This window comes from Mycobacterium sp. 663a-19, assembly GCF_035616495.1.
Taxonomy (GTDB): domain Bacteria; phylum Actinomycetota; class Actinomycetes; order Mycobacteriales; family Mycobacteriaceae; genus Mycobacterium.
In genome coordinates this window covers 159,040-178,655 of record NZ_JAPJAV010000008.1, presented here as the reverse complement: position 1 = coordinate 178,655, position 19,616 = coordinate 159,040, and the positions used below count along the sequence as shown (strand labels likewise).

Below are 19,616 nucleotides of genomic sequence, written 5' to 3'. Positions count from 1 at the left end.
GACGTTCGCCGCCGGGCAGCGGTCCTGGCATGATCGAGACCCATGACCGTTGAAGTCGTTTACACCACGGAATCCACTGCGACCGGCGGCGGTCGCGACGGCCACGTGAAGTCAGACGATGGCCGCATCGACCTGGAGACCCGGCCGCCGAAGGCGATGGGCGGCAGCGGCGAGGGCACCAACCCCGAGCAGTTGTTCGCCGCGGGGTATGCGGCCTGTTTCCTGGGCGCGCTGCGCCTGGTGGCCGGCAAGTCGAAGGTCACGCTCGACGACGCCACCAACGTCAGCGTCGAGATCGGCTTCGGCAAGGACTCCGAGGGCGGATTCGGGCTGACCGGCAAGATCGTCGGCTACCTGCCGGGCGTCGAACAAAGCGTCGCCAACGACCTGATGGAGCAGGCTCATCACGTCTGCCCGTACTCCAAGGCCACCCGCGGCAACGTCGACGTCGGCGTCTCCGCCAAGGTCTAGACCGGCATTGGATCCAGCGATGCGAATCTGCGCCGCGGTGGCGACCATCGGCGTGACCGTCGGCGGCGCGTTGGCGATCCCGGTCGCGAGCGCCCACCCGTCGGAGCCCGGGGTGGTGTCCTACGCGGTCCAGGGCAAGGGATCGGTCGGCAACATCGTCGGCGGGCCGATGGGCTGGGAGTCGGTGTTCACCCAGCCGTTCCAGGGCTTTTGGGTCGACGTCGCGGAATGCAACAACTGGGCGGACATCGGGTTGCCCGAGGTGTACAACGATCCCGACCTGGCGTCGTTCAACGGCGCCACCGCGCAGACGGCGGCCAACGACCAGACCCACCTCGTCAGGCAGGCGGTCGGGGTGTTCGCCAACAACGACGCCGCGGCGCGGGCGTTCCATCGGGTGGTGGATCGAACGGTAGGTTGCTCGGGGCAGACCACCGCGATGCATCTGGAGAACGGATCCACCCAGGTGTGGTCGTTCGACGGCGGGCCGGCCACCGGCACCGACGCCAACTGGACCAAGCAGGAAGCAGGCACCGATCGTCGCTGCTTCGATCAAACCCGGCTGCGCGAAAACGTGTTGCTGCAGGCCAAGGTCTGCCAATCTGGCAACGCCGGGCCCGCGGTCAACGTGCTGGCCGGGGCCATGCAGAACGCGCTGGGTCAATAAACGGGCCGGGAATATGTCGGGGCGATCTGGAAGATGAAGAGACGGTGGCTATCGCCGCGATAGCTGCGCAACGTTGCGCTCGGTGATGTGGCCGGGCCCGGAGGGATCGTGATATGACGTCCGCCGCCGCTTCCGCCGCGCTCGAGGCCGAGATGGCCAGCTCGACGGCCGCCGCGCAATACATCGCCGACGGCTGCCTGGTGGACGCGCCGCTGGGATGCGTCGGCCTGGAGGTGGAAGGGCACTGCCACGACCCGGCCGATCCCCACCGACGGCCGAGCTGGACGGAGATCAGCGACGTCCTCGAGCCGTTGCCGGCCCTGCCGGGCGGGAGCGTCGTCACCGTGGAACCGGGCGGCGCCGTCGAACTGTCCGGGCCGCCCACCGACGGCGCGCTGGCGGCCATCGACGCCATGAATCGGGACCAGGCCGTGCTGCGGTCGGCCTTCGCCGACGCCGGGCTGGGCCTGGTCTTCCTCGGGGCGGATCCGCTGCGGCCGCCCAAGCGCATCAATCCCGGGGCGCGTTACCGCGCGATGGAGCAGTTCTTCGCGGCCAGCGAATCCGGGGAGGCGGGCGCGGCGATGATGACGTCCACCGCGTCGATTCAGGTGAATGTGGACGCCGGGCCGCGCGACGGCTGGGCGGCGCGGGTGCGGCTCGCGCACGCCCTGGGGCCGACGATGATCGCGATCGCGGCGAATTCACCGATGCTGGGCGGCGAGTTCACCGGCTGGGTCTCGTCCCGGCAGCGCGTGTGGGGCCAGATGGACTCGGCCCGCTGCGGGCCCATCCTCGGTGTCAGCGGCGACGACCCCGGCACCGACTGGGCGCGGTACGCCCTGAAGGCGCCGGTGATGTTGGTGCACAGCCCCGACGCGGTGGCCGTCACGCACTGGGTGCCGTTCGCCGACTGGGTGGACGGCCGGGTGCTGCTCGGCGATCGCCGCCCCACGATCGCCGACCTGGAATACCACCTGACCACCCTGTTCCCGCCGGTACGCCCGAGGCGGTGGCTGGAAATCCGCTACCTCGACAGCGTGCCCGACGCCTTCTGGCCCGCCGTGGTGTTCACCCTGGTGACCCTGCTCGACCACCCGGTCGCCGCCGGCGTCGCCGCCGAGGCCGTCGAACCGGTCGCCACCGCGTGGGACACCGCGGCCCAGGCCGGTCTGCGCGATCGGCGGCTGTACGAGGCGGCCAATCGGTGCGTGGCCGCCGCCGCCGAGCAGGCGCCCGCCGAGCTGACCGACGCGATGCAGCGGTTGATCGGCTGCGTCGAGCGGGGCCGATGTCCCGGCGACGAGTTCTCCGACCGCGTGATCGAGCACGGCATCGCCGCCACGGTCGCGCACTTGGCGCGAGGGGGGCCGTGACTTCCCGGGAACGGCTTGCCGACGATCTGGCGCGGGCGCGGACCCGGACGCTGCGCCTGACCGACTTCGACGACGCCGAGCTGTGTCGCCAGTACGACCCGTTGATGAGCCCGCTGGTGTGGGACCTGGCGCACATCGGCCAGCAGGAGGAGCTGTGGCTGTTGCGCGGCGGCGACCCGCGCCGGCCCGGGATGCTGCCCCCCGCGGTGGAGGGCCTCTACGACGCGTTCGAACACTCCCGCGCAAGCCGCGCCGACCTGCCGCTGCTGTCCCCGGAGCGGGCCCGATCATATTGCCGCACAGTGCGATCCGCCGCGCTGGACGCGTTGGATGCCCTGCCCGACGACCACGACGACGCCGCGTTCACGTACGCGATGGTGGTCAGCCACGAAAACCAGCACGACGAAACCATGCTGCAGGCCCTGAACCTGCGCACCGGCGCGCCGCTGTTGCCCGACGGGCGCGCCCTGCCCGCGGGCCGTCCGGGCGTGGCCGGGACGTCGGTGCTGGTGCCCGGCGGCGCGTTCGTGCAGGGCGTGGACGCCGCCGCCGAACCCTATTCGCTGGACAACGAACGTCCCGCCCACGTCGTCGACGTGCCGGCGTTCCGGATCGGCCGGGTTCCGGTCACCAACGGCGAGTGGCGGCACTTCGTCGACGACGGCGGCTACCACCGCTCGCGCTGGTGGTCGGCGCGCGGCTGGCAGCACCGCCGGCGCGCCGGCCTGACCGCGCCGCAATTCTGGAGCGCCGACGGGCGAACGCGTACCCGGTTCGGCCGCGTCGAGGAGATTCCCGACGACGAGCCGGTGCAGCACGTCAGCTTTTTCGAGGCCGAGGCCTACGCGGCGTGGGCCGGTGCCCGGTTGCCCACCGAGACGGAATGGGAGAAGGCCTGCGCGTGGGATCCGGCGACGGGCGGCAGGCGCCGCTACCCGTGGGGGGAGCAGGACCCGTCGGATGCGCTCGTCAACCTGGGCGGCGCGGCGCTGCGCCCGGCGCCCGTCGGCGCCTACCCCGCCGGCGCCTCGGCCTACGGGGTCGAGCAGATGCTCGGCGACGTCTGGGAGTGGACCACCTCGCCGCTGCGGCCCTGGCCGGGGTTCGTCCCGATGATCTACGAGCGGTACTCCCAGCCGTTCTTCTTTCGTGACTACCGGGTGCTGCGGGGCGGATCGTGGGCGGTGGAGCCGTCCATCCTGCGGCCCAGTTTCCGCAACTGGGATCACCCGTTCCGCCGCCAGATCTTCTGCGGGGTCCGGTTGGCCTGGTCCGTCGAGGAGGGCGCCTGATGTGCCGCCACCTCGGCTGGCTCGGGGCCGACGTCACGGTCGCCTCGCTGGTGCTGGACCCGCCGTACGGGCTGCGGGTGCAGTCCTATGCGCCGCGCCGGCAAAAGCACGGCCTGCTGAACGCCGACGGCTGGGGCGTCGGGTTCTTCGACGGCGACACGCCGCGGCGCTGGCGCAGCGCCGCGCCGCTGTGGGGGGACACCTCGTTCGATTCGGTGGCGCCGGCGCTGCGCAGCCGCTGCGTGGTGGCCGCGGTGCGCTCGGCGACGGTCGGCATGCCCATCGAGGTCAGCGCGGCGGCGCCGTTCACCGACGGCCGCTGGCTGTTGTCGCACAACGGCGTGGTCGACCGCGCCGTGCTGCCGGCGACGTCGTCGGCCGAATCCGTCTGCGACAGCGCGATACTCGCGGCCGTGATTTTCGAGCGCGGACTCGACGCGCTGGGCGACACCATCGTCGAGATCGGGACGGCCGACCCCATCGCCAGGCTGAACATATTGGCCGTCAACGGGTCTCGGCTGCTCGCCACGGCCTGGGGCGACACGCTGTCCATCCTGCGCCGCCCCGACGGCGTGGTGCTGGCCAGCGAACCGTACGACGACGACCCCGACTGGGAGGACGTGCCGGATCGCCACCTGGTCGAGGTCACCGCGCAGGGTGTCACGACGACCCCGCTGGACCACTCGCCGAGAGGACCTCGATGACGCTGTCGCTGGACAATCACCTCGCCGCCGACTCGGCGCATCGGGCACTGCGCCGCGACGTGTCCGAGGGCCTGCGCGGCACACCGAAGTCGTTGCCGCCCAAGTGGTTTTACGATTCGGTGGGCAGTGAGCTGTTCGACCGGATCACCCGGCTGCCCGAGTACTACCCCACGCGCGCCGAGGCCGAGATCCTGCGCGCCCGGTCCGCCGAGATCGCGGCGGCCAGCGAGGCCGACACCTTGGTCGAACTGGGCAGCGGCACGTCGGAGAAGACCCGGATGCTGCTGGACGCCCTGCACAACCGCGGGTCGCTGCGCAGGTTCGTGCCGTTCGACGTCGACGCCGGCATCCTGTCCACCGCGGCGACCGCCATCCAGAGCGAGTACGAGGGTGTCGAGATCAAGGCCGTCTGCGGCGATTTCGAGGAACACCTGACCGAGATCCCCGGCGGGGGCCGGCGCCTGTTCGCCTTCCTCGGGTCGACGATCGGCAACCTCACACCGGGGCCGCGCGCGGATTTTCTCGCGACCCTGTCCGGCGTGATGCGGCCCGGGGACAGCCTGTTGCTGGGCACCGACCTGGTCAAGGACACCGGGCGGCTGGTGCGCGCCTACGACGACGCCGCCGGGGTGACGGCGGCGTTCAATCGCAATGTGCTGGCCGTGATCAACCGGGAACTCGGCGCCGATTTCGACGTCGACGCCTACCGGCACGTGGCCCGCTGGAACGCGGGCGAGGAACGCATCGAGATGTGGTTGCGGGCCGATCGCCGGCAGCGGGTGCGCGTCGGCGCGCTCGGGCTGACCGTCGACTTCGCGGCCGGCGAGGAGATGCTCACCGAGGTGTCGTGCAAGTTCCACCCGGAGGGCGTCAACGCCGAGTTGGCCGGCGCGGGACTGCGCCGCATCGGTTGGTGGACCGACGATGCGGGCGACTTCGGGCTGTCGCTAGCGGTCAAGTGAGCGCGCTGGCCGACCGATGGCGGGAGGCCCGCCCGCCGGCGGCCGGGCTGCACCTGGACAGTGCGGCGTGTTCGCGCCAGAGTTTCGCGGTGATCGACGCGACCGCCCGGCACGCGCGCCACGAGGCCGAAGTCGGCGGGTATGTCGCCGCCGAGGCCGCCGCGCCGGTGCTCGACGCCGGGCGCGCCGCGTTCGCCGCGCTGAGTGGGATGCCCGACGCCCAGGTGGTGTACACCACCGGCTCCCTGAACGCGCTGGATCTACTGCTGGGCGGCTGGCCGGCCGACCGCCGCACCGTGGCCTGCCTGCCCGGCGAATACGGCCCCAACCTGGCGCTGATGCAAATCCACGGGTTCGAGCGCCGGCTGCTGCCGACCCTCGAGGATGGACGGGTGGCGCTCGACGACGCGGCGCTCGCCCTCGAGGCCGACCCGCCCGATTTCGTGCACCTGACCACGGTGGCCAGCCACAGCGGTGTCGTGCAGCCGACGGCGATGGTCGCGAAACTCTGCGCCGAATTGGGCCTGCCGCTGGTCGTGGATGCCGCGCAGGCGCTCGGTCAGGTGGACTGCGCGGTGGGTGCCGACGCCACGTATTCCTCGTCGCGCAAGTGGATCGCCGGGCCCCGGGGGGTGGGGGCGCTGGCGGTGCGCCCCGACCTGATGGAGCGGTTGCGCCCGAGGCTGGCCGCGCCGGAGTGGGCCGCGGGCGCGCCGGTGGCGCAGCAGCTCGAGTTCGGTGAGGCGAATGTGGCTGCGCGGGTTGGGTTTTCGGTGGCGCTGGGCGAACATCTGGCGTGCGGGCCCGAGGCGGTGCGGGCGCGCCTGGCCGAGTTGGGCGCGACCAGCCGCACCGCGCTGGCCGACGTGGCCGGGTGGGCGGTTATGGAAGAGGTCGAAGAGCCCAGTGCCATCACCACTTTGGCGCCGGTCGGCGGCGCCGACCCGCAGGCCGTGCGGGCATGGCTGCTCGCCGAACGGCGCATCCTGACCACCTACGTCGGGGTCGGGCGGGCGCCGCTGGAGCTGTCCGGGCCGCTGCTGCGGATCTCGCCGCACGCGGACACGACGGCCGAGGACCTGGCGATGTTCGCCGAGGCGCTGGCCGCGGCGACGGCGGCCTTGTCTGCTTGAGGCCTGTTGACGCCGAGACCGACGTTAGCGCGAAGAAGTGCGAGAAGAGTTCGCGGTAGCGTGAATTTCGACGCGTACGCGTAGCCCGTCAGCCGGCCTTGTGCGCCGTGAGCAGGTAGGCGGGAAACTTCATCCGGCCCTTCTCGTCGCGCTCGTGCGGCGGAAACTCGAACGGCGCGTCGGTGGGAAGATTCGTCGGAATGTTGGCGTGGATGTGGGCGGGCCGAATCGCGTCGATCTCCCAGTACTTGCTCACCGCGGCGCGCAGCTCGTCCTCGTCGACCTCGTTGGGCTTCGTTTCCATCTCGGCGGGGAACGCGCTCTTGGCGAACACCAGCACGAAATAGCCGGCGCCTGGGGCCGCGGCGCGGTATATCGAGCGCAGGTAGCCGTCGCGGCCCTCGACGGGCAGCGAGTGAAACAGCGTGCTGTCGACCACGGTGGCGAACCGGTCGTCGTAACCGGTGAACGACGTGATGTCGGCCTGCACGAAGCTGGCCGTGCTCAGGCCGCGTTCCTCGGCCGCCCTGGTGGCCGCCGCGACGGCGGTGGGCGTGATATCGATGCCGACCACCGTGTAGCCCCGCTCGGCCAGCGCCAGCGACAGCTCGGCGTACCCGCACCCGGCGTCCAGCACGTCGCTACGGAATTTGCCGGCGTCCATCAGCGCCGCCAGCTCCGGCTGCGGCTCACCGATGTTCCACGGCGGCGGACCTTCGAAAGCGCCCTGCTCGCGGTATGCGCTGTCCCAGTCCATGATTTCGGGCGACATGGTCCCCAAGGTACCCGCGCCTACGTCGGCCAGGTGTGCACCGGCTCGTTGGCGTGCATGTGCTCGCAATACCGGCGCAGCATCTCGGCCAGCGCCGCCGGCCGCGTCATCCCACCATCCTGCAGCGCCCGCACCGTGGACACCTGCCAGCTCGCGCCGTTGCGGCCGGTCGTCGCGCGGCCCTCGATCACGCTCAGGAACCGATCGCGGACCTCGGCGTCGACGCCCCAGCGGCGCAGTCCGTCGTCGGCGATCGGGAGCAGCGTGCGCAACACCAATTCCCGGGCCGCCACCTGGCCCAGGCCCGGCCACCGTAACCGCGCCTGAATGCCGTGCCGGGCCGCCGCGACGAAATTGCTTTGTGCCGCAGTGAAACTCATCCTGCTCCACAGCGGGTCGTCGGCCTCGGACAGGCTGCGCAGCATGCCGTAGTAGAAGGCCGAATTCGCCAGCATGTCGACGACGGTCGGACCGGCCGGCAGCACGCGATTCTCCAGCCGCACGTGCGGGCGCCCGTCGACGACGTCGTACACCGGCCGGTTCCACCGGTACACGGTTCCGTTGTGCAGGCGCAATTCGTGCAGCGCGGGAATGCGTCCGGCGGCCAGCTCGGCGACCGGATCCTCGTCGGACAACTCGGGCAGCAGGGCCGGGAAGTAGCGGATGTTCTCCTTGAACAGGTCGAGGATCGAGGTGATCCACCGTTCGCCGAACCACACGCGCGGCCGCACCCCCTGAGAGGTCAGCTCCTCGGGCCGGGTGTCGGTGGATTGCGTGAACACTTCGATCCGGGTCTCCGCCCACAGCTCGTGGCCGAAGAAGTAGGGCGAATTCGCGCCCAGGGCCAGCTGCGGACCGGCCAGCACCTGTGCGGCGTTCCAGTTGGCGGCGAACTCCGCCGGGGCGAGTTGCAGATGCAATTGCGTGCTGGTGCAAGCGGATTCGGGCGCGATGGTGGTGGTCCGCCAGCTCAACGGCTCCGGGCCGGCGATGTCGATCTGGATGTCCTCGCCGCGCGCGCTGAAGATCGACTCGTTGAGCGCGGCGTAACGGCTCGACTCGCTCATCCAGCCGTGCTCGAGGTGTTCGGGCATCAGCGTCGGCAGGATGCCGATCATCACGATGTGGGCGCCGCCGGAACTGGCCTTGGTCTCCGCGTCGTTCAGGCTGGCCCGCACCTCGGCCTCCAGATCCAGGGCGGTATGTCCGGGCAGCGGCCGGGGCGGCACGTTGAATTCGATGTTGTAGGCGCCCAATTCGGATTGATAGGCCGGGTCGGCGATGGCGTCCAGCACATACCGATTCGACATGGCGGGCTGGTAGTCGGCATCGACGAGGTTGCATTCGATCTCCATGCCGGTGAGCGGCCGCTCGGACTCGAAGTGCGACCGCGTGAGCATCGTCTCGAAGACGTCCACACACAGCTGCACCTTGCGCCGGTATTCACTGCGCTGTGCGCGGTCATAGGCGGTGCGCTTGACCTCTTCGCCCACAAAGCCGATGGAACAGGTTTACCGGCGCTAGCGCAAGCGCGACGGGCGGTAGACCATCATGGACGATGACAGGACAGAACGTTGAAGGAGAGCAGTTGGCCGACTTCGTCGCCGCCATAGACCAGGGCACCACCAGCACCCGCTGCATGGTCTTCGACCACGCCGGGGCCGAGGTCGCCCGTCACCAGCTCGAGCACGAGCAGATCCTGCCGCGCGCCGGCTGGGTCGAGCACGACCCGGTCGAGATCTGGGAGCGCACGTCGTCGGTGCTGACATCGGTGCTCAACCGCGCCAACCTGGCACCGGAAGACATTGCGGCCCTGGGAATCACGAACCAGCGCGAGACCACGCTGGTGTGGAACCGGCGCACCGGGCGGCCGTACTACAACGCGATCGTCTGGCAGGACACCCGCACCGACCGGATCGCGTCGGCACTGGACCGCGACGGGCGCGGCGACGTGATCCGGCGCCGGGCCGGCCTGCCGCCGGCGACCTATTTCTCCGGCGGGAAGCTGCAGTGGATCCTGGAGAACGTCGACGGGGTGCGCGAGGCCGCTGAGCGCGGTGACGCGCTCTTCGGCACCGCCGACACCTGGGTGCTGTGGAACCTGACCGGCGGCCCGCGCGGCGGTGTGCACGTCACCGACGTCACCAACGCCAGCCGCACCATGCTGATGGACCTGGAGACGTTGGACTGGGACGACGAGCTGTTGTCCTTCTTCTCCATTCCCCGGCGGATGCTGCCGGCGATCGCGCCGTCGTCGTCGCCGCAGCCGTACGGTGTGACCACCGAGACCGGGCCCGTCGGGGGCGAGGTGCCGATCACGGGGGTCCTCGGTGACCAGCACGCGGCGATGGTCGGTCAGGTGTGCCTGGCCGCGGGCGAGGCCAAAAACACCTACGGCACGGGCAATTTCCTGCTGCTGAACACCGGCGAGACGATCGTCCGGTCGAAAAACGGCCTGCTGACCACGGTGTGCTACCAGTTCGGCAACGCCAAACCCGTTTACGCGCTCGAGGGTTCGATCGCGGTGACCGGATCGGCCGTGCAGTGGCTGCGCGATCAGCTGGGCATCATCAGCGGCGCGGCCCAGAGCGAGTCCTTGGCCCGGCAGGTTCCCGACAACGGCGGGGTATATTTCGTGCCGGCGTTTTCCGGCTTGTTCGCGCCGTACTGGCGATCCGATGCGCGCGGCGCGATCGTGGGGCTGTCCCGGTTCAACACGAACGCGCACCTGGCCCGCGCGACGCTGGAGGCGATCTGCTACCAGAGCCGCGACGTGGTCGACGCGATGAGAGCGGATTCCGGTGTGCGCCTTGAGGTTTTGAAGGTCGACGGTGGCATCACCCGCAACGAGCTGTGCATGCAGATTCAGGCCGATGTGCTCGGTGTGGACGTGGTGCGGCCGGTGGTCGCCGAGACGACCGCGCTGGGCGCCGCCTACGCGGCGGGCCTGGCCGTCGGGTTCTGGGCCGATCCGTCCGACCTGCGGGCCAACTGGCGGGAGGACAAGCGGTGGACGCCGGCGTGGAGCGACGAGCAGCGCGCCGCCGGGTATGCGGGCTGGCGCAAGGCCGTGCAGCGAACCCTGGATTGGGTGGACGTGACCTGACCTTTTGGCCGCGAGCGTGCGTGTTTGTGCAGCGCCACGCCGGTGTGGCTGGCATTCTGTGCACGCTCGCGGGGAAAGGAGGGGTCAGTCCTCGCCGAGGATGCCGTAGATCTCGCGCCGCGCATTGTTGACGATCTCGACGATGCGCTGTTGCTGCTCGGAGCTGGCGGTGTGCGCGGATTGCGCGACGGCGCCGAACAGCTGGCCCATGGCGGTCCGCAGGTTGACGTGGCCCGGGTCGGCGCCCTTGGCGATCTCGTCCCACGGCGGCGTCTCGACCTTCTCGGCCGCCGCACGTCCCTGCTCGGTCAGCTCGAAAAGCTTTTTGCTGCCCTCGGTTTCGGCCGCGGTGATCAAGCTTTCGTCGGCCAGTAGCTGCAGCGTCGGGTAGACCGAGCCGGGGCTCGGCTGCCAGATTCCGTTACTGCGCTCGGCGATCTGCTGGATCATCTCGTAGCCGTGCATCGGCCGCTCGGCCAGCAGCACCAGGATGGCCGCCCGCACGTCGCCGCGCCGGCCGCGACCGGGACCGCCGCGACGCCAACCACCCGGGCCGAAGCCGAAGCCCGGGCCGAAGCCCGGTCCGAAACCGAACCCGGGACCGAAACCCGGCCCGAAGGCCTGGTCGCGGGCGTGTTCACGGGCCTGTGCACGGACATGTTCGCGGAACTCCCGTCGCGCCTGGCGCCTGGCATCATGCAGGGCACGCCGCTGGCCGGGGCCGAAGCCGAACCCGAGGCCGGGCTGGCCGCCGAATGGACCATCGGGCGGAATGAAGGGATTCGTCATTGTTCGTAGTCCTTACGTCTCATGGGAGCACGCAGGGGCGCGTGCTTCGAAACATCACGATATATCGCGAACTAACGCGATGCAACCGTATGAGTCCCAAATCCGCCATGACGGGGCAGTTTGCACCCGAATGCCGACGGGTAGCACCTGAGGGATGAACGCAAATAACCCCAACGTGACGTTCGAGAGCGGGACCCGCGGCGCGACCGGAACTGCGCAGGGCCCGGGCCGCAGACGCCACGTCTGGCCGTGGATCAACTGGGGGTTGGCGCTGTCCACGGTGCCGGCGGCCGCGCTCGTGATGCTCTTCGCGCTGGGCGCCGTGATGAGCACCGACGGCTGCAGCGGTCACAATTGCCCGAACCTGGGCAGCGGGGGGATCGATTTCGGCGTCGCGTTCTACGGCGCGCCCGTGGTGGCCTTTCTCGTCATCGTCGTCTCGTTCTTCACCGCCAAGCACCGCGGCGGGATCGCGGTTCCGCTGGCCGGCTGGGCGTTGCTGATCATCGACGTCGCCCTGATGGCGATCGCCGTCTCCAGCTAGCGGGGCGGCGAGAAGCCGCCGTCCTGCGGTTGCGGCCAGCCGGGGGCGGGCCCGGCGGGCGGCCAGGGTCCCATCGGCGGCGGCGACGGCATGGCGGGACGGAGTCGCGCCAACTCGCGGCGGTGCCGTTCAGCGAGGACCGCGGCCAGCACCAGCTCCGGCGGGGCGCCGGGCGGCGGCGGCGGGGCGATTCGGGACACCACGTCGCCCGCGATCCGGTATGCCATCTGCTGGCGCAACTGCCGGTCGAGTTGCGGTGCGCGGGAAAGGAATTGGCGCGCAACCTCGGCCTGGCCCGGCGACAGCCCCGACAGCTGCAGCGACGCCGCCCACCAGGCCAACGCCGGCGGCATGGCCGGCGGCGGCCCCTGTCGCGGCCCGCGTTCGCTCACCACAACCGTGCCGGCGAAGATGTCGCCGATGCGCTTGGCCTTCGGCGACAGCATGCTGCAGATGACGGCGGGGCTGCCCAGGAACATCCAGATCTCCACCACGGAGGCCAGCGCGCGAAACAGCACCTGCCGGAAGCGTTCTGGGCCGCCGTCGTCGGACACCACGCGCAGGCCCATCACGATCTTGCCCACTGACCGTCCCCGCGTGGCGGTTTCGAACGCCAGCGGATACCCGATCATCACCAGCACGGTGAAGATGACCAGGACGGCGCCGCTCAGCGCGCTGTCGAACTGGGTTAGGGTGGCGGCCCACAGCATCAGCCCGAGCAGGTAGAAGACGAACATCACCGTGATGTCGATCAGTGCTCCCACGGCGCGCACCGGCAACTGGGCGATCTGCACGTCGAGCACCACCGCGTCCCCGGTCACCACCTCCGACATAACACCGAACGGTACAGGCTGCGATTAGGCTGCTCAGGGTGGATGTCGACGCATTCGTGCTGACCCATCGCGGCACCTGGGATCGACTGGACCAGCTGGTCAGGCGCCGCCGGTCGCTGACCGGCGCGGAGGTCGACGAACTCGTCGAGCTGTATCAGCGCGTGTCCACCCATCTGTCGATGCTGCGATCGGCATCGTCGGATTCGCTGATGATCGGCCGGCTGTCGAGCTTGATAGCGCGCGCCCGTTCCGCGGTGACGGGCGCCCACGCGCCGCTGAGCAGTGCGTTCGTCCGGTTCTGGACGGTTTCGTTCCCGGTGGTGGCCTACCGCTGCTGGCGATGGTGGTTGGGCACGGCGGCGGCGTTTTTCGGCGTCGCGCTGATCATCGCGTTCTGGGTGGCCGGCAATCCGGAGGTGCAATCGGCGCTCGGAACCCCAACGGACATCGATCAATTGGTCAACCACGACGTCGCCTCGTACTACAGCGAGCACCCGGCCGCGGCCTTCGCGCTGCAGGTCTGGGTGAACAACGCGTGGGTCTCGGCGCAGTGCATCGCGCTGTCGGTGCTGCTGGGGCTGCCGATCCCGATCGTGTTGTTCGAGAACGCCGCCAACCTGGGGATGATCGCCGGACTGATGTTCCACGCCGGCAAGGGCGGAATCCTGCTGGGTCTGCTGGCTCCGCACGGGCTGCTGGAGCTGACGGCGGTATTCCTGGCCGGGGCGGCGGGCATGCGGCTGGGGTGGTCGGTGATATCGCCCGGCGACCGGCCGCGTGGACAGGTGCTCGCCGAACAGGGCCGCGCGGTGGTGTCCGTCGCCGTCGGCCTGGTCGGTGTGCTGCTGGTGTCCGGGTTGCTCGAGGCGCTGGTGACGCCGGCGCCGTTGCCGACGTTCGTTCGGGTCGGCATCGGCGTCGTCGCCGAGGTGGCGTTCCTGTCCTACATCGTCCACTTTGGCCGTCGCGCCGCGAAGGCCGGCGAGACGGGCGACATCGATGACGCGCCCGACGTCGTCCCCACCGGGTAGCCGGCAGCGAAAGTCAAAGCCGCCCGGTCGCTTTCATCGCCAGGTAGTGGTCGGCGACCGCGGGCGCCAGTTCCGTGGGGACGGCGTCGACGACTTCCACCCCGCCGTGGCGCAGCCGCGACGCGATGGCCCGGCGGTCGTTGCGGGATCGCTCGGCGGCCGCCGCGTCGTACACCGCGGCGGGATCGGAGCGCCCGGCCGCCATCTGGTCGACGCGCGGGTCGGCGACCGCGGCGATCATCACGTGATGCCTGGATGACAACTGCGGCAGGATCGGCAGCAGCCCCTCGTCCAGGGCGGTCGCGTTGAGGTCGGTCAGCAGCACCACCAGCGACCGCCGCCGGGTGCGCCGCAGGATGGCGGCAATCATTGCGCGCCAATCGGATTCGACGAGCGTCGGCTGCAGCGGGGCCATCGCCTCGACCAGCTGGGCGAGCAGCTCGGTGCGCGACGCCCCGAACACGGCGGCCCGGCTCACCCGGTCGTGCGCCAGAAAGTCGACGTTGTCGCCGGCCCGCGACGCCAGCGCGGCCAGCAGCAGGGCGGCGTCCATCGACCAGTCCAGCCGGGGCCACCCCGCCGGATCCGCGGCGGTCGGGTCGACGCCGACGCGGCCGGCCGCCATGCGCCCGGTGTCGAGCACGATCACCACCCGCCGGTCGCGTTCGGGCCGCCAGGTGCGAACCATCACGTCGGCGCGGCGCGCGGTGGCGCGCCAGTCGATGGAGCGCACGTCGTCGCCGACGACATACTCGCGCAGCGAGTCGAATTCGGTTCCCTGCCCCCGGATCAGCGTGGGCAGCAGCCCGTCGATCTCCCGCAGCTTGGCGAGCCGCGACGGCAGGTGCTTGCGCGACAGGAAGGGCGGCAGCACCCGCACCTGGCCCGACACCGGCCGGGAGCGCTGCCGTCCGGCGAACCCCAGCGGCCCGATCGACCGGGCGGTGACGACGGCCGCGCGCTGATCGCCGCGGCGAACCGGCCGCAGCACGCTGCGGACACGCCGGCTCTGGCCGGCTGCGATGGTGACGGCGTGAATGCGCGGTTCGGCGCGCGCGCTGGGCGGCCAGGCGTCGCGGATCTGGCCGCGGAAGCGGCGGCGGCCGTCGTTGAAGATCTCCAGGTCGGCATCGACCCGCTGGCCCAGCCGGGCGGAACAGTCCGGCGACCGGGTGTAGCGCAGCCCACGGGTGCTGGCCGCCAGCCCGACATCGATGGCGCCCACCACCGCCAGCGCCACCAGTAGCGCCACGAAAGCCCTTGCCGGCCAGGGCGACAGCGCGATCGGAAGGATGAGGATCAGCGCCGCCAGGCCGGTGCGCCCGGTCAGGATCACTAGCGGGGCACCGGAACCGAGGCCAGGATTCCGTCGAGCACGCCGTCGGGTGTGGCGCCCTCGAGCTCCGCTTCGGGGCGCAGCATCACCCGGTGCCGCAGCGTCGGGCGGGCCATGGCCTTCACGTCGTCGGGCGTGACGTAGTTGCGGCCGGACAGCCATGCCCAGGATCGGGCGGTGGCCAGCACCGCCGTCGCCCCGCGTGTCGACACACCCAGCTGCAACGCAGGGGAGGAACGGGTGGCGCCGACGATGTCGACGATGTAGCCGAGCACCTCGTCGGCGACCAGCACCTGCGCGACGGCTTGCCGGCCGGCCGCCAGTTCCCCGGGCCCAGCCACCGGCTTGATCGCGGACAGGTCGCGGGGGTCGAAGCCGTGCGCGTGCCTCCCGAGAATGACGATCTCGGAATCGCGTTGCGGCAGTGCGACATTCAGCTTGAGCAGAAAGCGGTCCAGTTGCGCCTCGGGCAGCTGGTAGGTGCCCTCGTATTCGATCGGGTTCTGTGTCGCGGCGACGATGAAGGGGTCGGGCAGCGGCTTGGCCTCGCCTTCCACGCTGACCTGACGCTCCTCCATCGCCTCGAGCAGCGCGGCCTGGGTCTTGGGCGGGGTGCGGTTGATCTCGTCGGCCAGCAGGAGATTGGTGAACACCGGGCCGGGCCGGAACGCGAACGCGGCGGTGCGCGAGTCGTACACCAACGATCCGGTGACGTCGCCGGGCATCAGGTCGGGGGTGAACTGCACGCGCTTGAACTCCAGCTGCAACGCCGCGGCCAACGCCCGGACCAGCAGCGTCTTCGCGACCCCCGGAACGCCTTCCAGCAGCACGTGACCGCGGCACAGCAGCGCGATGACCAGGCCGCTGACGACCCCTTCCTGTCCGACGACGGCCTTGGCGAGCTCACCGCGCAACGCCAGCAACGCATTTCGCGCGGATTCGGCGGCCGGGTCTGAGACGGGGGTGTGCGGCGGGGACGGTTGTGTCACGAGTGTGTGACCTGCCTTTCGATTTCGTCGAGCGCTCGGGCGAGTTGTAGCAAGTCGTCGTCGGTGGCCGGCGGCGGGCCGAACAGGTGATAGGAAACGAAGCCCGCGTCTGCCCCGCTGCGCTGGGCAACGGTCGCCACCACCGCCGGCGGCGGCGTGCCCGCGCCGAGGCCGAGGCGCGGCAGTAGGCGCTGCAGCGTGGCGGTGCGCAACGCCTGGGCGGCGCGATCGCGGGCGCGCCGGGACCGGTAGAGCCGGCCGCGCCCCTCCACCGTTTCCGACGCCCGCACCACGACGGGCAGCTCCTCGGCGACCAGCGGACCCGGCCGGCGCCCCTTCCACAGCGCAACCAGCAGCACCACCAGGCAGAGCTGCCAGACGACCCAGATCGCATTGTCCGGGATCAGGTCGGAAATCGATGCGGGCGAGGATGTTTCGCCCTCGACGCGATGCGGCGCGTACCAGATGAGGCGGGGCCGGTCACCGGCGAGGTTCATCGCCAACGCGGCGTTGCCCGCGTGCAACAGGCCGCCGTTGGTCATGAAATCGGTGCTGCCGACGGCCGTCACTGTCCGGCCGTGGTCCCGGAACCGGATCAGTATCCCGTCGTAGCAGCGCGTCATGGTCCGGCCGTCTTTGGCCTTGTAGCTGACGCTCGGGCCGAACCGCACCGACCCGGCCCAGGTGGCCTCGCGCAGCGAGCAATTCGGGTTGCTGTCGAAGTCGCTGGAGGGCTCGATGGTCACCCCTGGCATGAGTGCCTCGCGGGTTCGCGCCGTGGGCTCCACCAGCAGGAGATCGCCGGGGGCCTTCGCCAGCCGGTCCAGCAGGGTGTCGTCGGCCAGGTACTGACTCTGTGCCACCAGGATGAGCGTGTTGGGGCGTGCCGCCCGCTCGACGTCGGCGATGCCGTTGGCGACGATGACGTCGACGCCGCCGTCGCGCAGCAGCGCCACCAGGGCGTGGGCACCGTCGGGCTCGGTCGAGGCGGGATCCATCGGGGCGCCGGGTCGCGGTTCGGTCAGGTAGGCGCCGATCGCGGCGATCGCGGCGAGCACGACCAGGGCGAGCGCCACCCAGGCCCATGTGCGCCACCGCGCCGCCGGTCGCGTCGGGATCGTCGCCGTCACCGGACCCTCGCCCATGATTCGACGGCGACGTGCGGGCCCGACGTCGGTGCGGCGGCCGGTGGTCTGGACCGCAGGTGGTCGTCGAGGTCCGCGATCATCTGGTAGGCGGCTGCAGTTCCGGGCCGCTCACCATAGGTGACGTCGTTGAAAGCCGTTGCCGCCTCCCACAATTCGCCTTCGAGATGAGGCAACGCCGCGGCGGCGTCGTGCGCCAGCTCGTTGGCGGTGCGGCCGGGGGCAGGGTTGAGCACGCCGGTCTCCTCGAGCTGGCGTGCGACGGCGCGCAACCGGTGTCGGATCGCCGCGGCCCAATTACCTTCCGCCGCATAGCCTTCCGCGGTCGCGCGATGCTGGGCGGCGGTGAGCTGTGCGGCTTCGAACAGCAGGTGGTCACCGCCCCGGCGGGTGCGCATGGTGCGCCGCGCGACATGGACGGCGACTATCACCGCGATTGCAAGCAGGATCAGCAGCACCGTGGTGGTGAACAATCCCCCCGGGACCGCCGAGGTCTTTTGCAGCAGCCGGTAGATCTGTTCGTTGAGCCAGTCGATGAGTTGTTGTGCCGCAGAAGCCTTCGAATAGATCGGCTTGCCGAGCTCGGTCTGTGCGGCCAGGTGGGCGCCATCGCGGTCGATGTCGATGGAAGGCACTGTCTCAGCTCGTCCTCGCTCGGCCTACGCGGGCCGGGTCAGCCACAGGTTGTCGGTGGACGCGGCAGCGTAGGGCCCGCCGGCGGCGCCGGTCTGCAGCACCAGATCGAATGCCTCGGCGCGCATTCGGCGGTCGGTGTAGAGCAGCACGATCACTCCGGCGTTGAAGGGCGCGGTGACGATCTCGCCGATCGCCGCCCCGACGGATGCGACCGAGGTGCCGATGAGCAGCGCCGAAACCGACGGGTTTCCGGACAGGATGACCTGGCCGACGATGCTGAACGGCACCGCCATCGCGTTGGCGACGACGGATGCCACGATGAACGTCAGCGTCCGGATTCCCAGCACCCGCCAGAAGCCGCCGCGAACCAGCGCGAAGGACCTGGTCAGCGCCTCGATGACCGGCAGCCTCTCGAGCACGATCAGCACGGGTGCGAACAGCACCACCGTGTAGAGGAACACCAGCACCGCGATCATCGCGAGCCCCAGCGGGAAGCCCAGCAGGACGGCCAGCGCGCCGTTGCCGATCGCCGCCAGCAGCGCGAGTATCACCGCGACCAACCCGGCCAGGACCACCACCACCGCGGCTTCCAGCAAGGCCAGCCCGAGCAGGGGAAGCAGCCGGCCGCGAATCTTGCGCCAGGTTTCGCCGATGGTGATCGTCGAACCGAACACCGCCCGCCCGACGATGACGGTGAGCATTCCGGACAGCATCATGCTGCCCAGCCAGGTGACCAGGAGGCTGGCCGACATCGACGCCCCCCACGCCCCCATGACCCCCCACGTCAGCTCGTCCGGCCGGTCGGTGGTGAGCCGGCCGTAGGCGGCCAGCGGCCCGAAGAAGGCGATCCGCGTGATGATCTGCATGGCCACGACCACCAGCGTGGTCAGTCCCAGCGTGGCCTTCGGGTTGGTGCGGATGTAGCCGACCGCGCCGTTGAAGATGTCGCTCAGCGACAGCGGACGCAGCGGGATGATCCCGGGCTTGAGCGCCGCCGGGGTGGGTGGCGGCCCGAATCCCGGCGGCGGGCCGTAGCCGGGCGGGGGGCCATAAGGTGGGGGACCGTAACCGGGCGGGGGGCCGTAGCCGGGCGGCGGGCCGTAAGCGGGCGGTGGGCCGTAAGCCGGCGGGGGGCCGTATGCGGGTGGCGGGCCGTAAGGCGGGGGTCCGTAAGCCGGCGGCGGGCCGGCCGGATAGCCGGGTGGCAGCGTGCTCACCGTGTCCGGTGGCCTTTGAAACCGGGCCCGTCGTGGGTCATGGCCTCCATCCTGTCGGCGGTCGGGGCATTTCTCAATCTCTGCTCGCGACGCCCGCGTAGCGTCTCAGGCATGGCGGAACTGAAATCCCGGCTCCGGGCCGACCTCACCCAGGCGATGAAGACCCAGGACAAGTTGCGGACCGCGACCCTGCGCATGCTGCTGGCCGCGATCCAGACCGAGGAAGTGTCCGGCAAGCAGGCCAGGGAGCTCTCCGACGACGAAATCATCAAGGTGCTGGCCAGGGAGTCCCGCAAGCGGGCCGAGGCAGCCGAGATCTACACCCAGAACGGCCGGGGCGAGCTCGCCGCGAACGAGCACGCCGAGGCGCGGATCATCGACGAGTACCTGCCCACACCGCTCACCGAGGCGGAGTTGGCAGACGTCGCCGACACCGCGATCGCGCAGGTCGCCGAGGACATCGGGGAGCGCCCGGGCATGAAGCAGATGGGGCTGGTGATGAAGGCCGCCACCAAGATCGCGGCCGGGAAGGCCGACGGCGCGCGGCTGTCGGCGGCGGTCAAGGAGCGCCTATAGCCGCGTCGTGACGCCCTGAGGCGGTTTGCGCCCGGCG

Annotated in this window: 20 protein-coding genes; 11 read left to right on the top strand and 9 right to left on the bottom strand. The window is 70.5% G+C overall.

What is annotated here, in order from left to right; all coding sequences use genetic code 11:
• Positions 1–42: 42 nt before the first annotated feature.
• From OQ968_RS16125 to egtE, 7 genes are all read left to right on the top strand, one after another.
• Positions 43–471 (top strand): organic hydroperoxide resistance protein, encoded by a 429-nt coding sequence (locus OQ968_RS16125; RefSeq protein ID WP_324679585.1) that lies wholly within the window; start codon positions 43–45, stop codon positions 469–471.
• 19 nt (positions 472–490) lie between these two features.
• Positions 491–1,138 (top strand): sensor domain-containing protein, encoded by a 648-nt coding sequence (locus tag OQ968_RS16120; RefSeq protein ID WP_324679583.1) that lies wholly within the window; start codon positions 491–493, stop codon positions 1,136–1,138.
• A gap of 113 nt (positions 1,139–1,251) precedes the next feature.
• Complete coding sequence (gene egtA / locus OQ968_RS16115) at positions 1,252–2,514, top strand: ergothioneine biosynthesis glutamate--cysteine ligase EgtA (protein WP_324679580.1); 1,263 nt, start codon at positions 1,252–1,254, stop codon at positions 2,512–2,514.
• The gene (gene egtB / locus OQ968_RS16110; protein ID WP_324679577.1) at positions 2,511–3,806 is read left to right on the top strand and encodes an ergothioneine biosynthesis protein EgtB; all 1,296 of its coding nucleotides are present in this window, start codon (positions 2,511–2,513) and stop codon (positions 3,804–3,806) included. Before egtA ends, egtB begins: the two co-directional genes overlap by 4 nt.
• Positions 3,806–4,510, top strand: a complete 705-nt coding sequence (gene egtC / locus OQ968_RS16105; RefSeq protein ID WP_324679576.1) for an ergothioneine biosynthesis protein EgtC — start codon at positions 3,806–3,808, stop codon at positions 4,508–4,510. Before egtB ends, egtC begins: the two co-directional genes overlap by 1 nt.
• Complete coding sequence (gene egtD, locus OQ968_RS16100; protein ID WP_324679574.1) at positions 4,507–5,472, top strand: L-histidine N(alpha)-methyltransferase; 966 nt, start codon at positions 4,507–4,509, stop codon at positions 5,470–5,472. Before egtC ends, egtD begins: the two co-directional genes overlap by 4 nt.
• Positions 5,469–6,605 carry an ergothioneine biosynthesis PLP-dependent enzyme EgtE gene (egtE, locus tag OQ968_RS16095; RefSeq protein ID WP_324679571.1) on the top strand — a complete coding sequence of 379 codons (1,137 nt, stop codon included), beginning with the start codon at positions 5,469–5,471 and terminating at the stop codon, positions 6,603–6,605. Before egtD ends, egtE begins: the two co-directional genes overlap by 4 nt.
• An 88-nt stretch (positions 6,606–6,693) precedes the next feature.
• Here the strand turns inward: egtE and OQ968_RS16090 are convergent, their stop codons facing one another.
• Both OQ968_RS16090 and OQ968_RS16085 read right to left on the bottom strand, forming a co-directional pair.
• The gene (locus OQ968_RS16090) at positions 6,694–7,377 is read right to left on the bottom strand and encodes a class I SAM-dependent methyltransferase (protein WP_324679570.1); all 684 of its coding nucleotides are present in this window, start codon (positions 7,375–7,377) and stop codon (positions 6,694–6,696) included.
• Positions 7,378–7,397: 20 nt separating this feature from the next.
• Positions 7,398–8,870 carry a glutamate--cysteine ligase gene (locus OQ968_RS16085; protein WP_324679568.1) on the bottom strand — a complete coding sequence of 491 codons (1,473 nt, stop codon included), beginning with the start codon at positions 8,868–8,870 and terminating at the stop codon, positions 7,398–7,400.
• Between the two features lie 65 nt (positions 8,871–8,935).
• On the opposite strand from OQ968_RS16085, the gene glpK reads away from it, so the two are divergent.
• Positions 8,936–10,483 (top strand): glycerol kinase GlpK, encoded by a 1,548-nt coding sequence (gene glpK, locus OQ968_RS16080; RefSeq protein ID WP_324679566.1) that lies wholly within the window; start codon positions 8,936–8,938, stop codon positions 10,481–10,483.
• Positions 10,484–10,567: 84 nt separating this feature from the next.
• On the opposite strand, the gene OQ968_RS16075 is transcribed toward glpK, so the two are convergent.
• Complete coding sequence (locus OQ968_RS16075) at positions 10,568–11,272, bottom strand: PadR family transcriptional regulator (protein ID WP_324679565.1); 705 nt, start codon at positions 11,270–11,272, stop codon at positions 10,568–10,570.
• A gap of 154 nt (positions 11,273–11,426) precedes the next feature.
• On the opposite strand from OQ968_RS16075, the gene OQ968_RS16070 reads away from it, so the two are divergent.
• Positions 11,427–11,816 (top strand): hypothetical protein, encoded by a 390-nt coding sequence (locus tag OQ968_RS16070; RefSeq protein WP_324679563.1) that lies wholly within the window; start codon positions 11,427–11,429, stop codon positions 11,814–11,816.
• Here OQ968_RS16070 and OQ968_RS16065 read toward each other — a convergent pair.
• The gene (locus OQ968_RS16065; RefSeq protein WP_420715927.1) at positions 11,813–12,649 is read right to left on the bottom strand and encodes an RDD family protein; all 837 of its coding nucleotides are present in this window, start codon (positions 12,647–12,649) and stop codon (positions 11,813–11,815) included. The two genes, OQ968_RS16070 and OQ968_RS16065, sit on opposite strands and share 4 nt — an antisense overlap.
• Before the next feature lie 38 nt (positions 12,650–12,687).
• Here OQ968_RS16065 and OQ968_RS16060 point away from each other — a divergent pair, with 38 nt between their 5' ends.
• Entirely contained in the window at positions 12,688–13,680 is a 993-nt protein-coding gene (locus OQ968_RS16060) for a stage II sporulation protein M (RefSeq protein WP_324679560.1), read from the top strand.
• 13 nt (positions 13,681–13,693) lie between these two features.
• On the opposite strand, the gene OQ968_RS16055 is transcribed toward OQ968_RS16060, so the two are convergent.
• The 5 genes from OQ968_RS16055 to OQ968_RS16035 are packed head-to-tail and all read right to left on the bottom strand — an operon-like array spanning position 13,694 to position 19,081.
• Entirely contained in the window at positions 13,694–15,016 is a 1,323-nt protein-coding gene (locus OQ968_RS16055) for a DUF58 domain-containing protein (protein ID WP_324679558.1), read from the bottom strand.
• Entirely contained in the window at positions 15,016–16,005 is a 990-nt protein-coding gene (locus OQ968_RS16050) for a MoxR family ATPase (protein ID WP_324679556.1), read from the bottom strand. The genes OQ968_RS16055 and OQ968_RS16050 overlap by 1 nt, the downstream gene beginning before the upstream one ends.
• Positions 16,002–17,150: a DUF4350 domain-containing protein gene (locus OQ968_RS16045; protein ID WP_324679554.1), complete on the bottom strand. Its 1,149-nt coding sequence runs from the start codon at positions 17,148–17,150 to the stop codon at positions 16,002–16,004. Before OQ968_RS16045 ends, OQ968_RS16050 begins: the two co-directional genes overlap by 4 nt.
• Positions 17,132–17,785 (bottom strand): DUF4129 domain-containing protein, encoded by a 654-nt coding sequence (locus OQ968_RS16040; RefSeq protein ID WP_324679552.1) that lies wholly within the window; start codon positions 17,783–17,785, stop codon positions 17,132–17,134. The genes OQ968_RS16045 and OQ968_RS16040 overlap by 19 nt, the downstream gene beginning before the upstream one ends.
• A gap of 24 nt (positions 17,786–17,809) precedes the next feature.
• Positions 17,810–19,081, bottom strand: coding sequence for a hypothetical protein (locus OQ968_RS16035; protein ID WP_420715935.1), 1,272 nt, complete (start codon positions 19,079–19,081; stop codon positions 17,810–17,812).
• Positions 19,082–19,114: 33 nt separating this feature from the next.
• Between OQ968_RS16035 and OQ968_RS16030 the strand changes: the two genes are divergently transcribed.
• Complete coding sequence (locus tag OQ968_RS16030) at positions 19,115–19,579, top strand: GatB/YqeY domain-containing protein (RefSeq protein WP_324679547.1); 465 nt, start codon at positions 19,115–19,117, stop codon at positions 19,577–19,579.
• The last annotated feature ends 37 nt before the right edge of the window (positions 19,580–19,616 follow it).

Excerpts from the sequence above, each read along its gene's own strand:
- egtD (WP_324679574.1), top strand. The coding sequence starts at position 4,507 with ATGACGCTGTCGCTGGACAATCACCTCGCCGCCGACTCGGCGCATCGG.
- OQ968_RS16030 (WP_324679547.1), top strand. The coding sequence starts at position 19,115 with ATGGCGGAACTGAAATCCCGGCTCCGGGCCGACCTCACCCAGGCGATG.
- OQ968_RS16070 (WP_324679563.1), top strand. The coding sequence starts at position 11,427 with ATGAACGCAAATAACCCCAACGTGACGTTCGAGAGCGGGACCCGCGGC.
- glpK (WP_324679566.1), top strand. The coding sequence starts at position 8,936 with ATGACAGGACAGAACGTTGAAGGAGAGCAGTTGGCCGACTTCGTCGCC.
- egtA (WP_324679580.1), top strand. The coding sequence starts at position 1,252 with ATGACGTCCGCCGCCGCTTCCGCCGCGCTCGAGGCCGAGATGGCCAGC.
- OQ968_RS16065 (WP_420715927.1), bottom strand. The coding sequence starts at position 12,649 with ATGTCGGAGGTGGTGACCGGGGACGCGGTGGTGCTCGACGTGCAGATC.
- OQ968_RS16120 (WP_324679583.1), top strand. The coding sequence starts at position 491 with ATGCGAATCTGCGCCGCGGTGGCGACCATCGGCGTGACCGTCGGCGGC.
- OQ968_RS16125 (WP_324679585.1), top strand. The coding sequence starts at position 43 with ATGACCGTTGAAGTCGTTTACACCACGGAATCCACTGCGACCGGCGGC.
- OQ968_RS16045 (WP_324679554.1), bottom strand. The coding sequence starts at position 17,150 with ATGGGCGAGGGTCCGGTGACGGCGACGATCCCGACGCGACCGGCGGCG.
- egtC (WP_324679576.1), top strand. The coding sequence starts at position 3,806 with ATGTGCCGCCACCTCGGCTGGCTCGGGGCCGACGTCACGGTCGCCTCG.
- OQ968_RS16075 (WP_324679565.1), bottom strand. The coding sequence starts at position 11,272 with ATGACGAATCCCTTCATTCCGCCCGATGGTCCATTCGGCGGCCAGCCC.
- OQ968_RS16090 (WP_324679570.1), bottom strand. The coding sequence starts at position 7,377 with ATGTCGCCCGAAATCATGGACTGGGACAGCGCATACCGCGAGCAGGGC.